At 34.0% G+C, this 15,785-nt stretch carries 17 protein-coding genes; 14 read left to right on the forward strand and 3 right to left on the reverse strand.

The window, feature by feature from the left end:
* Position 1: 1 nt before the first annotated feature.
* On the reverse strand, positions 2-1,132 hold the full coding sequence (gene tgt / locus IMZ30_RS08355) for a tRNA guanosine(34) transglycosylase Tgt (RefSeq protein WP_207037856.1): 1,131 nt from the start codon (positions 1,130-1,132) through the stop codon (positions 2-4).
* A gap of 160 nt (positions 1,133-1,292) precedes the next feature.
* Between tgt and IMZ30_RS08360 the strand changes: the two genes are divergently transcribed.
* Both IMZ30_RS08360 and IMZ30_RS08365 read left to right on the forward strand, forming a co-directional pair.
* The gene (locus IMZ30_RS08360) at positions 1,293-2,138 is read left to right on the forward strand and encodes a transketolase (RefSeq protein WP_207037857.1); all 846 of its coding nucleotides are present in this window, start codon (positions 1,293-1,295) and stop codon (positions 2,136-2,138) included.
* A 16-nt stretch (positions 2,139-2,154) separates the two neighbouring features.
* The gene (locus IMZ30_RS08365) at positions 2,155-3,108 is read left to right on the forward strand and encodes a transketolase family protein (RefSeq protein WP_207037858.1); all 954 of its coding nucleotides are present in this window, start codon (positions 2,155-2,157) and stop codon (positions 3,106-3,108) included.
* A 59-nt stretch (positions 3,109-3,167) separates the two neighbouring features.
* Here IMZ30_RS08365 and IMZ30_RS08370 read toward each other — a convergent pair whose 3' ends face one another.
* On the reverse strand, positions 3,168-3,596 hold the full coding sequence (locus IMZ30_RS08370; protein ID WP_207037859.1) for a BLUF domain-containing protein: 429 nt from the start codon (positions 3,594-3,596) through the stop codon (positions 3,168-3,170).
* Between the two features lie 107 nt (positions 3,597-3,703).
* Between IMZ30_RS08370 and IMZ30_RS08375 the strand changes: the two genes are divergently transcribed.
* From IMZ30_RS08375 to IMZ30_RS08425, 11 genes are all read left to right on the forward strand, one after another.
* Entirely contained in the window at positions 3,704-4,474 is a 771-nt protein-coding gene (locus IMZ30_RS08375; protein WP_207037860.1) for a 3'-5' exonuclease, read from the forward strand.
* Positions 4,475-4,484: 10 nt separating this feature from the next.
* On the forward strand, positions 4,485-5,099 hold the full coding sequence (locus IMZ30_RS08380) for a fumarylacetoacetate hydrolase family protein (RefSeq protein ID WP_207037861.1): 615 nt from the start codon (positions 4,485-4,487) through the stop codon (positions 5,097-5,099).
* A 4-nt stretch (positions 5,100-5,103) separates the two neighbouring features.
* The gene (locus tag IMZ30_RS08385; RefSeq protein WP_207037862.1) at positions 5,104-6,354 is read left to right on the forward strand and encodes a competence/damage-inducible protein A; all 1,251 of its coding nucleotides are present in this window, start codon (positions 5,104-5,106) and stop codon (positions 6,352-6,354) included.
* A 285-nt stretch (positions 6,355-6,639) separates the two neighbouring features.
* Positions 6,640-6,879 carry a 50S ribosomal protein L28 gene (gene rpmB, locus IMZ30_RS08390; protein WP_073193292.1) on the forward strand — a complete coding sequence of 80 codons (240 nt, stop codon included), beginning with the start codon at positions 6,640-6,642 and terminating at the stop codon, positions 6,877-6,879.
* 7 nt (positions 6,880-6,886) lie between these two features.
* Positions 6,887-7,069 carry a 50S ribosomal protein L33 gene (rpmG, locus tag IMZ30_RS08395; protein WP_073193291.1) on the forward strand — a complete coding sequence of 61 codons (183 nt, stop codon included), beginning with the start codon at positions 6,887-6,889 and terminating at the stop codon, positions 7,067-7,069.
* 2 nt (positions 7,070-7,071) lie between these two features.
* Positions 7,072-7,224, forward strand: a complete 153-nt coding sequence (locus IMZ30_RS08400; protein ID WP_207037863.1) for a DUF4295 domain-containing protein — start codon at positions 7,072-7,074, stop codon at positions 7,222-7,224.
* A gap of 117 nt (positions 7,225-7,341) precedes the next feature.
* On the forward strand, positions 7,342-8,298 hold the full coding sequence (ftsY, locus tag IMZ30_RS08405; protein WP_207037864.1) for a signal recognition particle-docking protein FtsY: 957 nt from the start codon (positions 7,342-7,344) through the stop codon (positions 8,296-8,298).
* A 2-nt stretch (positions 8,299-8,300) separates the two neighbouring features.
* A complete protein-coding gene (locus IMZ30_RS08410; RefSeq protein ID WP_207037865.1) occupies positions 8,301-8,606 on the forward strand; it encodes a hypothetical protein in 306 nt (101 codons plus the stop codon).
* Positions 8,607-8,612: 6 nt separating this feature from the next.
* Complete coding sequence (gene rimO, locus IMZ30_RS08415; protein ID WP_207037866.1) at positions 8,613-9,917, forward strand: 30S ribosomal protein S12 methylthiotransferase RimO; 1,305 nt, start codon at positions 8,613-8,615, stop codon at positions 9,915-9,917.
* Positions 9,918-9,986: 69 nt separating this feature from the next.
* Complete coding sequence (gene bshC, locus IMZ30_RS08420) at positions 9,987-11,600, forward strand: bacillithiol biosynthesis cysteine-adding enzyme BshC (RefSeq protein WP_207037867.1); 1,614 nt, start codon at positions 9,987-9,989, stop codon at positions 11,598-11,600.
* Between the two features lie 82 nt (positions 11,601-11,682).
* Entirely contained in the window at positions 11,683-13,071 is a 1,389-nt protein-coding gene (locus IMZ30_RS08425) for a pyridoxal phosphate-dependent decarboxylase family protein (RefSeq protein WP_207037868.1), read from the forward strand.
* 71 nt (positions 13,072-13,142) lie between these two features.
* On the opposite strand, the gene IMZ30_RS08430 is transcribed toward IMZ30_RS08425, so the two are convergent.
* Complete coding sequence (locus tag IMZ30_RS08430) at positions 13,143-13,673, reverse strand: DUF2911 domain-containing protein (protein ID WP_207037869.1); 531 nt, start codon at positions 13,671-13,673, stop codon at positions 13,143-13,145.
* Positions 13,674-13,837: 164 nt separating this feature from the next.
* On the opposite strand from IMZ30_RS08430, the gene gyrB reads away from it, so the two are divergent.
* Positions 13,838-15,778 carry a DNA topoisomerase (ATP-hydrolyzing) subunit B gene (gene gyrB, locus IMZ30_RS08435; protein WP_207037870.1) on the forward strand — a complete coding sequence of 647 codons (1,941 nt, stop codon included), beginning with the start codon at positions 13,838-13,840 and terminating at the stop codon, positions 15,776-15,778.
* The last annotated feature ends 7 nt before the right edge of the window (positions 15,779-15,785 follow it).

Genomic DNA, 15,785 nt, shown 5'->3' on the forward strand with positions numbered 1-15,785 from the left:
TTTATAAACGTGTTGCCATATTTTTTACCATTTTTTCTTTCCATGGCTTAAATGTACCATCAATAATTTGTTGTCTGGCCTCGCGAACCAACCAAAGGTAAAAGCCTAAATTATGAATACTTGCAATTTGAAGTCCTAATAGTTCTTTAACGCTAAAAAGATGGCGCAAGTATGCTTTTGAATATTCCGTATCAACCCAAGTATAACCGTTAGCATCGATAGGAGAGAAGTCGTCTTCCCATTTTTTGTTTTTGATGTTAATAAAGCCATCAGCTGTAAATAACATTCCGTTTCGAGCATTTCGAGTTGGCATTACGCAGTCAAACATATCAACACCTAAAGCAATATTTTCTAATAAATTAATTGGTGTGCCAACACCCATTAAATAACGTGGTTTGTCTTCTGGTAAAATGTTATTAACAACTTCGGTCATAGCATACATTTCATCGTCTGGTTCACCAACCGACAAGCCGCCAATAGCGTTACCTTCAGCACCAACGCCAGCAATATATTCTGCAGACTGTTTTCTTAGGTCTTTATATGTACTGCCTTGAACAATCGGGAACAATGTTTGTTGATGCCCATATAAAGGCTCGGTTTCGTTAATGCGTTTAATGCATCGTTCAAGCCAGCGATGCGTCATGTGCATGCTTCTTTTAGCGTATTTATAGTCACAAGGATATGGCGTGCATTCATCAAAAGCCATAATAATATCAGCACCAATTTCACGTTGAACATCCATGACATTTTCTGGTGTAAACCAATGCATAGAACCATCAATATGAGATTTAAATTTCACACCTTCTTCTTTAATCTTTCTATTCGCAGAAAGTGAGTAAACTTGATAGCCGCCACTATCGGTTAAAATGTTACGATCCCAATTCATAAACTGATGTAAGCCACCAGCTTTTTTCAAAATTTCTGTACCAGGTCTTAAAAATAAATGATATGTGTTACCTAATATAATATCTGGATTTATAGCTTCACGAAGTTCCTTTTGATGAACGCCTTTAACTGTAGCTCTAGTGCCAACAGGCATAAAAATAGGCGTTTCTATTGTTCCGTGATCTGTTGTAATTGTTCCAGCACGAGCTTTTGAAAGCGGGTCTACTTTATGTTTCTCAAATTTCATATAAATTTCAACTAGGTTGCAAATATAGGTAACTCTATTCTAAGAGCCTTTACTAAATTGAAATTGAAATTTTATTTAGTTTCAATAAATCACATAAATTTGAGCAAGAATTCTTTCATAAAAATAGTACTTTTGTGCAACTTTTAATATTATTACATAAATGTCTACAACACAACAACTTCAAGATTTTGTCACGCAAGTTAGACGTGATATTCTAAGACAAGTACATCAGGTAAATTCAGGTCATCCAGGCGGTTCGCTGGGTTGTGCCGAATTCTTTTCAGTTCTCTATCAAGAGATTATGAATTATTCTAAAGATTTTGATATGGATGGAAAAAATGAAGATCTCTTCTTTTTGTCTAATGGCCATATTTCACCTGTATTTTACAGTGTTTTAGCCCGTTCTGGATTTTTTCCTGTAAAAGAATTACAAACATTTAGAAAAATTGACTCCAGATTACAAGGTCATCCGACAACGCATGAAGGCTTGCCAGGTGTTCGTATTGCATCAGGTTCATTAGGTCAAGGTTTGTCGGTGGCAATTGGTGCAGCTGCCGCCAAGAAACTTAATAATGATGATAGTATAGTTTATACATTACATGGTGATGGTGAATTGCAGGAAGGCCAAAACTGGGAAGCGATTATGTACGCCGCTGCTAATCATGTTGATAATCTAGTGGCAACGGTAGATTATAACAAAAAACAAATTGATGGCTCTACAGATGATGTTTTAGCTCTTGGTGATTTAAAAGCAAAGTTTGAAGCTTTTGGCTGGAGCGTTTTAGAATTAAAAGATGGTAATGATATCAAAGCTATACAGTCAACACTTTCTCTTGCTAAATCTCAAACAGGAAACCTAAAGCCAATTGTTATTTTAATGGAAACAGAAATGGGTCATGGTGTTGATTTTATGATGGGAACTCATGCCTGGCACGGGAAAGCACCTAATGATGTTCAACTAGAAAGTGCACTATCTCAAAACCCAGAAACTTTAGGAGACTATTAATTTTTAAGAAAATATCATGAAAACATATATAAATAGCGGTAATATAGATACAAGGTCTGGCTTTGGTGCTGGACTAGAAGTTTTAGGTCAAAAAAATGAAAATGTAGTCGCTTTATGTGCTGATTTAACAGGCTCGTTAAAAATGGATGCTTTTAAAGCAAAATATCCTGAACGTTTTTTTCAAGTGGGAATTGCTGAAGCTAACATGATTGGTATAGCTGCAGGTTTAACCATTGGTGGTAAAATTCCTTTCACAGGAACTTTTGCTAATTTTTCGACTGGCCGCGTTTATGACCAAATTAGACAGTCTGTCGCCTACTCAGGTAAAAATGTAAAAATTTGTGCATCGCATGCAGGTTTAACTCTAGGTGAGGACGGCGCAACACATCAGATATTAGAAGATATTGGTTTGATGAAAATGTTACCAGGAATGACGGTTATAAACACTTGTGATTACAACCAAACTAAAGCAGCAACCATTGCTATTGCTGAGCATGATGGTCCTGTGTATTTACGATTTGGAAGACCAAAAGTAGCCAATTTTACTCCTGAAAACCAAAATTTTGAGATTGGAAAAGCATTGCAATTAACTGAAGGTAAAGATGTAAGTATCATTGCGACAGGACATCTAGTTTGGGAGGCCTTAGAAGCAGCAAAAACTTTAAATGAAGCTGGTATAAGCGCCGAAGTGATAAATATTCACACTATTAAGCCGCTTGATGAAGGTGCTATTTTAAAATCGGTTGCTAAAACAAAATGTGTAGTTACCGCAGAAGAGCATAATTTTTTAGGTGGTTTAGGCGAAAGTGTTGCCAGAACCTTAACACAAAATCTTCCAGTACCTCAGGAGTTCGTTGCAACTCAAGATACTTTTGGAGAAAGTGGTACTCCTGCACAATTAATGCAAAAATACGGTTTAAATGCTGCAGCTATTGTTGAAAAGACAAAAGCTGTAATAGCTAGAAAATAACATAACTGTAATTAATAATCTTACAAGAAGAGCCTTCAATTAGTTTGTGGGCTCTTTTTTTAGCTAGAAAGTGTTTTGGTAAAATTATAAAGTATTTTTAAAACTGGATGGGTTTTATCTTCTGTAGGATTTAAAAAGACATCATCAAGATGTAAGTCTTTTTGGCCAACAATGCTCTTGATATGATTGTCTTCAACTTCTTTATAAGCCATAGACCAATTGGTGAATTGTCTATTTTCAAGATAACCATTATCTAAAAGTAATAAATCGTTATGCCTAGGGTCATGCTTTATTTTTTTATAAACGCGATCAATTTCTTCTTCAGGACCTTCAATATATTGCACAAATTTACCTTGAATTAATAATAAAACGCCAGTAATTGCTAATCGCTTATTTTTTTCTCTTATTTTGAATAAAAAATTTTCAACTTCAGTTTTACTCATAACTTGAGTTTGTACACTCATATAGGAAACATAGCGTAAATTCATCCAGGTATAATTTTTTGAAATATATTAAAAAATTTCCAATTATTTTATAAACTTGTTTTTTTTGAAGTTGAAGATTTTATTAATTCTATTTTTGTAAAAAAAAATTAATGGAATTAAATCTTCACAAGCCAATTTGTTTTTTCGACCTTGAAACAACTGGTGTAAACGTTACAAAAGATCGCATTGTTGAAATTTCTATACTTAAGGTTTTTCCAAATCATAATAAAGAGTCTTATACATGGCGTGTTAATCCAGGAATTCCTATTCCGCCAGAAACAACAGCTGTACATGGTATTAGTGATAAAGATGTAGAAAATGAACCTAGTTTTAATGAATTAGCACCTAAAATTCAGCAATTGCTCGAAGGTGCAGATTTAGCTGGCTACAATAGTAATCGATTCGACATTCCTTTACTAGCTGAAGAAATGTTACGAACTGAAATTGATTTTGATCTTGACAAGGTTAAAGCAATCGATGTGCAAACCATATTTCACAAGAAAGAGAAACGTACGCTTGAGGCAGCTTATAAATTTTATTGTAATAAAAACCTAAATGATGCCCATTCTGCTGAAGCAGATACTAATGCCACATATGAAGTTCTAAAATCTCAACTTGACCGCTATGAAGATTTGCAAAACGATACCAAGTGGTTAGCTGAATTTAGTACACATAAAAAGTTTGCAGACCTTGCGGGTTTCATAGTATTTAATAAAAATGGAGAAGAAGTATTTTCATTCGGCAAACATAAAGGTAAAAAAGTCGAAGATGTTTTAGAGAAAGAGCCTGGTTACTTTGGTTGGATTCAAAACGCCGATTTCCCACGCTACACAAAAAAAATATTAACTCGCATAAAATTGAGAAAATTAGCGACGAAGTAAATCGTAGAGCATGAAAATTATTTGTATCGGTCGTAATTATAATGATCATATTTCAGAATTAGGCAATCAAAAACCCGAAGCGCCTGTAATATTTTTAAAACCTGACTCTTCAGTTTTACCTAAAAACCAAGCTTTTTTTATACCAGAGTTCTCAAATAACATCCATTATGAGCTAGAAGTGGTTATTAAAATAAATCGACTTGGTAAACATATCGATCAGAAGTTTGCTCATAAGTATTATCAAGAAGTCGGCTTAGGAATCGATTTTACTGCTAGGGATTTGCAGCAACAACTAAAACAACAATCCTTACCATGGGAAAAAGCTAAGGGATTTGATGGTTCTTGTGTTTTAGGAAATAAATGGCTCGATAAATCACAATTTGAAGATTTGCAGAAATTAAATTTCAGCTTAACTAAAAATGACCAAATTGTACAACAAGGTAACACCAGACAAATGATTTTTAGTATTGATGAAATTATTGCAAATGTTTCTCAATATTTCACTTTAAAAATCGGAGATTTAATTTTTACAGGAACTCCAGCAGGCGTAGGTCCAATTGAAGTTAATGATCATTTAAAAGCAAGTTTAGAAGACCACCAATTAATAGATTTACGTATAAAATAATATTATGAAAGCTGAGATAATAACTATAGGCGACGAAATATTAATTGGTCAAATAATTGATACTAATTCTGCATTTTTAGCAAAAGAATTGAATAAAATAGGAATTCAAGTTTATCAAATTTCATCAGTTCAAGACGATCGCTTGCACATATTAAATGCTTTAGATGAGGCTTCAAATCGAGCAGACGTAATTATAGTAACTGGCGGTTTAGGACCAACAAAAGATGATATTACAAAGCATACGTTTTGTGAGTTTTTTAATGATGAATTAAAACTCAATAAAGACGTGTTAGCTCATGTAGAAGAATTATTTAAGAAATACGTTAAAACTCCTATCTTAGAGTCTAATAAGACTCAAGCGATGTTACCTAAAACAGCAGAAGTTTTACATAACCAATATGGTACTGCGCCAGGAATGTGGTTTGATCAAGCACAAAAAGTATTTATCTCTATGCCGGGTGTGCCATTCGAGATGAAGTCAATTTTCAACAATGAAGTTTTACCTAAGCTTAAAGATAAGTATGAAACACCATTTATAATACATAAAACCGTTTTAACTTATGGTTTAGGAGAAAGTGCAATTGCTGAAAAAATTTCTGCTTGGGAAGCTAATTTACCAGAGGTAATCAAGCTTGCTTATTTGCCAAGTTTAGGCCGCGTGAGACTACGTTTGTCTGCCAAAGGCTTTAATCGAAAATATTTAGAAGAATCAATAGATCAAGCTATAAAAGGTTTATACCCTCTAATTGGTAACATCATTAAAGGCTTTGAAGATGACCAAAGTTTAGAAGAACAAATCGCACAAAAACTTGTGAAGCATCATAAAACACTTGTAACAGCCGAAAGTTGTACGGGCGGTCGGTTAGCAGCAGCTTTTACTGAAAAACCAGGCGCATCTCAATTTTATAAAGGTTCAATAGTAAGTTATGCAACTTCAGCAAAACATGATGTTTTAGGAATTTCAGAAGAAATGATAAAAAAGTACTCGGTTGTAAGTGCTGAAATAACTAAACAGATGGCACAACGTTCGCAACAAATGTTTAATGCAGACTATGCTGTCGCAACTACAGGAAATGCCGGTCCAGAAAAAGGCGACAGCGATGCTGAAATAGGCACTGTTTACATTGCGATTGCAACACCTAATAGAGTTGAAGTTTTCGATTTTAATTTTGGGAATCATCGTGAACGTGTAACTCAAAAAGCAGTCAACAAATCTCTCGAGTTATTACATAGCGAGTTATTTAATATAAATTGACGATATATATATGACGTGAAAATACCAATAGCACATCTTAATTATATATTTAATTGCTAGCTAGTCGTATATGTCCTTCATTTATATTTGCTGTTATAGTTAGAGTTAAAGTTAAAAAAATAAAATGCAAAACCTGATGTTTAAATATAGTTGCTTGAATTCATTTCAACTTGTGATATTGTGCATCAATAAATTAATTAAATTTGGCAAAGTTTTATTTTGGCTAATTCAGAAAAAAGTCTTTAATTTGCATCCTGTTTTAAATAACACCTAAATACAAGTAAAATGTCTAGAGTTTGTGAACTTACTGGTAAAAGAGCAATGACGGGAAACAATGTTTCTCATGCCTTAAATAGAACAAAAAGGAAATTTAGCGTTAATTTAGTTAAAAAACGTTTTTATATTCCTGAAGAAGATAAATGGATTACCCTTAAGGTAGCGACTTCTGCGTTAAAAACGATCAACAAAAAAGGAATTTCAGCAGTTTTAAAAGAAGCTAGAGCAAAAGGTTTCTTGAAAAAATAATTAGGCCATGGCAAAGAAAGGAAATAGAGTTCAAGTTATACTAGAATGTACCGAGCATAAAAACTCAGGTTTATCGGGTACATCTCGTTATGTTACTACAAAGAATAAAAGAAACACACCTGATAGATTAGAATTGAAGAAATTTAATCCTATCATGAAAAAAATGACAATTCACAAAGAAATTAAGTAGTTATGGCAAAGAAATCAGTCGCATCTATACAAACAGGTAGCAAACGTCTTACGAAAGCCATCAGAATGGTAAAATCACCTAAATCTGGTGCTTACGTTTTTGAGGAAAAAATAATGAATCCAGAAAATGTAAATGATTACTTTAAAGCGAAGTAAGTTCAATACAATAGCATAAAACAAAGCCGTTACAACTAAGTGACGGCTTTTTGTTTTTTCACTATATTTGCAGACTATTTATAATAATCACAGCGCTTTGCTCTAAACCATGACCATATGGGATTTTTTAAAAATATATTCTCTAAAGATAAAAAGGAAAAGCTAGATGAAGGTCTTGAGAAGTCTAAAACTTCTTTCTTTGGTAAACTATCTAAGGCAGTTGCAGGAAAATCAAAAGTAGATGATGCTGTCTTAGACAATCTTGAAGAAGTTTTAATTTCAAGCGATGTTGGGGTAGCTACAACAATTAAAATAATAGATCGTATTGAAGACCGTGTTTCTAGAGATAAATACCTAGGTACTGATGAACTTAATCAGATATTACGGGAAGAAATTGCAGGCCTTCTAAGCGAACAAGAACATGGTAATTACGAATCTCTACATATTCCTGAAGGTAATAAGCCATATGTGATTATGGTTGTTGGTGTAAATGGTGTTGGTAAAACAACCACTATTGGTAAGTTAGCTCAACAATTTAAAAATCAAGGAAAAAAAGTTGTTTTAGGTGCTGGAGATACCTTTAGAGCCGCTGCGATAGACCAGCTTCAAATTTGGGCAGATCGTGTTGATGTACCTATCATAAAACAAAAAATGGGTAGTGATCCTGCATCTGTAGCATTTGATACTGTTCAAAGTGCTGTTAAAAAAGATGCTGATGTTGTTATTTTAGATACTGCAGGGCGTTTACACAATAAAGTGAATTTAATGAATGAGCTAACAAAAATTAAACGTGTCATGCAAAAAGTTGTTGATGATGCGCCTCACGAAGTTTTGCTTGTGTTAGATGGTTCAACTGGTCAAAATGCCTTCGAACAAGCTAAACAATTTACCGCAGCTACAGAAGTTACGGCGCTAGCTGTTACTAAATTAGATGGCACTGCAAAAGGTGGTGTTGTTATAGGAATAAGTGATCAGTTTAAAGTTCCTGTTAAATATATTGGTGTTGGCGAAGGTATAAATGATCTTCAGATTTTTAATAAATATGAATTTGTAGATTCGTTTTTCAATAAATAAATATGGCAGATCAAAAACCATCAAAGCCATTTAGCAGTGAAAGAACAAAGTTAGTTATTACTAAAATCACCGCTATATACGCAGCATTTTATTTTGTCTTAAAATTATCTGCTATTTTTAACGGCGCTTGGGTTCTACCTAATTTAGTTCTTACATTACCTTTACTAATACTTGGCTTAATTGCTTGGTATTTACTTAAATCTGAACAAACCAATTGGTTATTTGTTATAGTAAGCATCTTAATAATTTCGGCAATTAGATATTACGAGGCTGAAGCTGTGGTTTGGTTAAATTCAATTTTACAATAAATTTATATGCGCACAAAAACCCTTAAAAAGCACAAAATTAATGTGGTCACTTTAGGATGTAGTAAAAATATTTATGATTCTGAAGTATTAATGGGGCAACTCAAAGCCAATCAAAAAGATGTTGTTCATGAGCAAGAAGGTGATGTAGTCGTGATTAACACATGTGGCTTTATCGATAATGCTAAAGAGCAATCGGTAAATACGATTCTTGATTTTGTTGAGCGTAAAGAAGCTGGAGAAGTCGAAAAAGTTTTTGTGACAGGTTGTTTGTCAGAACGCTATAAGCCAGATCTCCAAAAAGAAATTCCCGATGTAGATCAATATTTTGGAACTACTGAACTTCCTGCCTTATTAAAAGCTTTAGGCGCAGATTATAAACATGAATTGATTGGTGAACGCCTAACCACAACACCAAAAAACTACGCCTTTTTAAAAATTGCTGAAGGATGTGATCGGCCATGCTCTTTTTGCGCAATACCACTAATGCGCGGCGGACACAAATCTAAACCAATTGAAGAATTAGTTGAAGAAGCCACTAAGCTAGCTTCAAACGGTGTTAAAGAATTAATTTTAATCGCTCAAGATTTAACCTATTATGGTTTAGATTTATATAAAAAAAGAAACCTAGCAGAACTACTGCAGCAACTTGTAAAAGTTGAAGGTATAGAGTGGATAAGGCTTCATTATGCTTTTCCTACTGGATTTCCTTTAGATGTGCTCGATGTGATTAAAAATGAGCCTAAAATTTGTAACTATATAGATATCCCGCTACAACATATTTCCGATCACCTTTTAAAGTCTATGAGACGTGGTACAACTCATGAAAAGACAACTAATTTACTTCGTAAATTTAGACAAATTGTCCCTGAAATGGCGATTAGAACTACGTTAATTGTTGGTTATCCTGGCGAAACTGAAGCTGATTTTGAAGAATTAAAGCAATGGGTTAAAGACATGCGCTTCGAGCGTTTAGGCTGCTTTACCTATTCTCATGAAGAAAACACGCATGCTTATAGTCTTGAAGATGATGTGCCTGATGAAGTTAAAATGCAACGCGCTAACGAAATCATGGAAATACAATCTCAAATTTCATGGGAACTCAATCAAGAAAAAATAGGACAAGTATTTAAATGTGTTTTCGACCGTAAAGAAGGTAATTATTTTGTAGGACGAACCGAATTTGATTCGCCAGATGTAGATAATGAAGTTCGAGTAGATGCTCGAAAATATTATCTTAAATTGGGTGATTTTGCTCACATTAAAATCACTCAAGCTGAAGATTTTGACCTCTACGGTGAGCCAACCTCATAAGCAATTAACGATTAATTAGGAGCATTTTAAGTTAGCTAGCTTATTTTTGTAGAGACTCAAAAGTATATTATGGTAGACTGTTTAAAATATCGAGACACCAATCACTTTTCAGAATTGGTTTATAATTATGTAGAGCAATCTCCTGATTTTAAATCATTTATTTCAGATTTTCCGAAAATTGAAGCTTTTAAGTCTCAATTAGAGATTAAAGCTAATAACTTTAACCATCAAAACCGTCAAGTCCTATTCGAGGTGCTTCAAAACGATTACGACTCTATTGATGCATCACAACTTACTTTAACAAATATTGAAAATCTAAAGCTAGAGAATACATTTACAATTACTACAGGTCATCAGCTTAATTTATTCACGGGACCACTGTATTTTTTTTACAAAATTATATCCACCATAAATCTCTGCGAAGAACTTTCTGAAACTTATCCTGAACAAAACTTTGTTCCTATGTATTGGATGGCTTCTGAAGATCACGATTTCGAAGAAATCAATTTTTTTAATTTCAAGCGTAAAAAAGTGAGCTGGACAAGTAAACAAACAGGTCCAGTAGGTGAGTTTTCAACTTCTTCAATAGATGACTTATTGAATCAGTTGTCACAATTATTAGGTGATCATAAAAACGCAGAAGACTTATTGAATTTATTTCAACAAGCCTATGTAGGTCATGATAATTTAGCAGAGGCACATTTTTACTTGGTCAATGCACTCTTCTCAAAATACGGTTTAGTAGTTTTAAAGCCGAATCATCCTCAATTAAAACAATGTTTTTCAGGTTATATTAAAGATGAATTGCTTAATCAAACAGCATATAAACATGTACTTTCACAATCAGAAAACTTGAAAGAAAAGGGATATAATATCCAAGTTAATCCACGTAAAATCAATCTGTTTTATATCGAAAATGGTATTCGTGAGCGCATTGTTAAGCAAGATGGTTATTTTCATGTTTTAGAAACGCAACTTAAGTTTTCAGAATCTGAACTACTTCAGCTGATAGACGATCACCCAGAACGTTTTTCGCCAAATGTCATTATGCGTCCGCTTTATCAAGAAGTTGTATTACCAAATTTATGTTATATCGGTGGCGGTGGAGAGCTAGCTTATTGGCTTCAATTAAAATCATTTTTTGATTCACAAAAAATTGCTTTTCCATTACTTTTACTTCGTAATTCGGTATTACTTTATTCAGATAAAACAGCAAAAAAAATAAAACAGCTTAACTTAAACATTCAAGATTTATTTCTAAGCAAGGCAGATTTAACCGAGAAGATTGTGAAAAGGGAATCTGAAATTGATATTGATTTTTCTGAGCAAATTCAATTTTTAAAACAACAATTTTCAAGTTTGTATAGAACAGCTTTATTAACTGATGCTTCGTTCGAAGGAGCTGTCGCTGCACAAGAACAAAAACAGATTAATGGCTTAAAGCATTTAGAAAAAAGATTACTAAAAGCACAAAAGCGAAAGTTAAGTGATCTCTTAAATAGAGCCATGTCATTGCAAGATATGCTGTTTCCAAATGGTGGCTTACAAGAACGACACCTCAATTTTAGCGAAGTTTATGTTGACAGTGGCGAAGATTTTATTCATGTTTTGAAAGATCAACTAAAGCCTTTGAAAGGCGAATTTACCGCAATAGAACTTGATATTTATCATATTGAAAATTAATTATAGTAGCTTATTTTGCTTGTCGCTTCTGTTGAAGTTACTCAAACAAGCATAATAATTTAAACATAAATGAAACACACTTATGAAAAGTATGCACTCCATAGATTTAGAGACTGTAGAAATGACTCTAGATATTATGAAATATGCCATTAATAGAATCTCTAATACATCTCCAGAACTTAGTAAGCCCAAAAAAGAAGAAGAGCTTTTAAAATTAGTAGGTGAGACCGTTACTGAAAAAGGAATTGGAGGAGAAGAAGCATTCCGACTTTTTAAAGATGTGTTAGTGAAAGCAGCTGTACCAGTAGATCATCCACGACATTTAGCTTTTGTGCCAGCTGCGCCAACACGAGCCGCAATTTTATTCGATTTGGTAACATCGGCAGCCAGTATTCATGGAGCTTACTGGATGACAGGCGGTGGCGGAATTTTTTGTGAAAATCAAGCTATGAAATGGTTAGTGTCTTTAACTGGACTACCTGAAAATTCTTTTGGTGTATTTACAAGTGGTGGTACAGCTGCAAATTTATCCGCCATGATTGCTGCAAGAGAATATTGGCGAACTCTAGATAATCACAATAAAGGCTTGAAAGCCTTAGTGATTACCTCAATGGGCGCTCATTCATCTGTGAAATCAATGGCAAAGGTTATCGATGCAGATATTATTACAGTTGATGATCATGAAGAGCATAAGCTCACTGGTGAGGCCTTGCAAAATACAATTTCTACTTTATCTGAATTTGACCGTAAACGTCTATTTGCCGTTGTAGCAACTGGAGGCACTACAAATGCAGGCATTATAGATGAGCTAGACCATATAGCTGAAATTTGTAAAACCGAAAAACTTTGGTTTCATGTCGATGCAGCATACGGTGGCGGTGCTTTAGCAGCGCCATCAGTTAGGTCTTTGTTTAAAGGTATTGAGCAAGCCGATAGTATTACAATCGATCCTCATAAATGGATGTTCTCTCCCTACGATTGTGGAGCGGTAATTTATAAGAATATGGAGTTAGCTAGAAATGCTCACTCTCAAAAAGGATCGTACCTAGATATTTTTAAAGATGAAGGTGCGCAAGGATTTAATCCGTCAGATTATCAAATACAACTAACAAGACGACTTCGAGGGTTACCGCTTTGGTATTCTTTAGCCATGCATGGCACCAAAAAATACACAGAGGCAATAGAACGCGGTTTAAGCTTAGCGCAAAATGCTGCAAAACAGATTAAGCAAATGCCTCATGTAGAATTAATTAGAGAACCAGGCTTGTCATGTGTTTTATTTAAAAGAATTGGGTGGACGCCAGAAGATTATCGTGATTGGACTTATAAAAACCATGATGAAGGTTTTGCTTTAGTTACACCAACGAAATGGATAACTAACTCTACAAATGAAACATGTGCTCGTTTTTGTTTTATAAACCCTGATACAACTGAAAAAGATATTGAAGATATTTTAAAAACAATGTTATAACTTTTAGTTGATAAAACTAAAAAACCCTGAATTGCAATTCAGGGTTTTTCTAATTAATAGGAATCAAAGTCTTAATTTTTAATAGGAATTTCAATATATATATTATCCCAGCCCATTAATAAATTGGCGCCATTGTCTGTAGGTCTAAAGGTGATTGAGAAATTTTCAACAGTAGCTGCTGTTTCATTTGTTTTAACTTCAGTTCTAATCACATCTTTAGATTGATCGTATTTGTAAGCGCCCCAAACATTAACATCCTCATTTAAGATGACCGTCCAATTATTTTCTTTAGGAATTGTAAATAAGGTATAAGTACCAGCTCCAACTTTTTTTCCATTAAATTCAACATCATCATAAAAAGTAATTTCAGTTGCTTCATTAGCACCTGTTCGCCAGATTTTTCCATAAGGTACCAATTCTCCAAATATTTCACGACCTTTCTTTTGTGGTCTTGAGTAAATCACACGAGCAAGTGATGAATTGTCATTATTTCTTGCAATTACTGCATCCATTGGGCTTTTATCCAAATCGCTAAAATCTTGGGCTTGTGTAGGGTTTATAAATATTAGACCTAAGATAAACAAACTTAAAATGTATTTCATAATAATAATTTTTACAATTTTACTTCAAATTTAGGGTTGCCAATAGTAAAAAAGTGTTAAAAGCAGTAAATATTATTCTAAAACAAATCATAATTTAAGCTTATAAATTAATCGTAAAAACCACAAGGTTTGTTTATATTTGTGAGTCATTTTAAATAATTATTATGAGTGAAGACGTAAAGAAGCATAATTATTCTGCCGATAGTATTCAGGCGCTTGAGGGAATGGAGCATGTTAGAATGAGACCTTCAATGTATATCGGTGATGTAGGTACTAGAGGTTTACATCATTTAGTTTACGAAGTTGTCGATAATTCAATTGATGAAGCCATGGCAGGTCACTGTGATAAGATTGATGTCACTATAAATGAAGATGGTTCTGTTACTACAGTTGATAATGGTCGAGGTATACCTATAGACATACATAAAAAAGAAGGCGTTTCAGCTTTACAAGTTGTTATGACTAAAATTGGTGCCGGAGGTAAATTCGATAAAGACTCTTACAAAGTCTCTGGTGGTTTGCATGGTGTTGGTGTTTCTGTAGTAAACGCGCTTTCATCAAACGCCCATGTAAAAGTTTATAAAGATGGTCAAATTTGGGAGCAAGAGTACGAGCGTGGCAAAGCCATGTATCCTGTAAAACCAACTGGAGAGACACAACTTAATGGAACTGAAGTAACCTTTAAGCCTGATCCAGAAATTTTTCAAGAAACAGTTGATTATAATTATGAAACTTTATCAAAACGCTTACGTGAGTTAGCATTTTTAAATAAAGGTATTAGAATAAGCATTACAGACCGCCGACATAAAAATGAAGATGGTGAATTTGTTCATAAAGCATTTCATTCAGATGAAGGTTTAAAAGAGTTTATAAGGTTTTTAGATGAAACACGTGAACCTTTAATTGGTAATGTGATTTCAATGGAAGGTGAAAAAAATGACATTCCTGTTGAAGTTGCTATGATTTATAATAACTCCTATGCAGAGAATTTATATTCATACGTTAACAATATTAACACACATGAAGGCGGAACACACCTGTCAGGTTTCAGACGTGGTTTAACGTCAACATTAAAAAAATATGCCGATCAATCCGGTATGCTAGATAAGTTGAAGTTTGAAATTACAGGAGATGATTTTAGAGAAGGCTTAACGGCTATTGTTTCAGTAAAAGTGGCACATCCACAATTTGAAGGTCAAACTAAAACTAAACTTGGTAATAGAGAGGTAACATCGGCAGTTTCTCAAGCTGTTTCAGAAATGCTTGAAATATACCTTGAAGAAAATCCTAACGATGCTAAAACCATTGTGCAAAAAGTGATTTTAGCAGCACAAGCACGTCATGCTGCTAAAAAAGCACGTGAAATGGTGCAGCGAAAAACTGTGATGAGTGGTGGTGGTTTACCTGGAAAGCTTTCAGATTGTGCAGAAGAAGATCCTGAAAAATGTGAAGTTTTTCTAGTTGAGGGTGACTCGGCTGGCGGAACAGCTAAACAAGGACGTGATCGAAATTTTCAAGCTATTTTACCACTTCGAGGTAAAATTTTAAATGTTGAAAAAGCGATGCAGCATCGCGTTTTTGAAAATGAAGAAATCAGAAATATTTACACAGCTTTGGGTGTTACAGTTGGTACAGAAGATGATGCTAAAGCACTCAACTTATCGAAATTACGCTATCATAAAATAGTGATTATGTGTGATGCCGATGTCGATGGTAGTCATATTGCTACTTTAATATTAACATTTTTCTACCGTTACATGAAAGAACTCATCGAGGCTGCTCACGTTTATATTGCTACGCCACCGCTTTACTTGATTAAAAAAGGAAGCAAAAAACGTTATGCTTGGAATGAAAAAGAAAGAAATGAAATAGCCAACGAATATAAAGGTGGCGTTTCAGTTCAGCGATATAAAGGTTTAGGAGAAATGAACGCCGAACAGCTTTGGGATACGACTATGAATCCTGAAAATAGAATTTTACGAAAAGTAACTATCGATAATTCAGCTGAAGCAGATCGAATTTTCTCAATGCTTATGGGTGATGAAGTTCCGCCAAGGCGTGAGTTTATTGAAGAAAATGCTGTTTATGCCAAAATCGATGCATAAATTTTAA

The sequence above is a fragment of the Psychroflexus sp. ALD_RP9 genome, from assembly GCF_017311165.1.
Lineage (GTDB): Bacteria > Bacteroidota > Bacteroidia > Flavobacteriales > Flavobacteriaceae > Psychroflexus.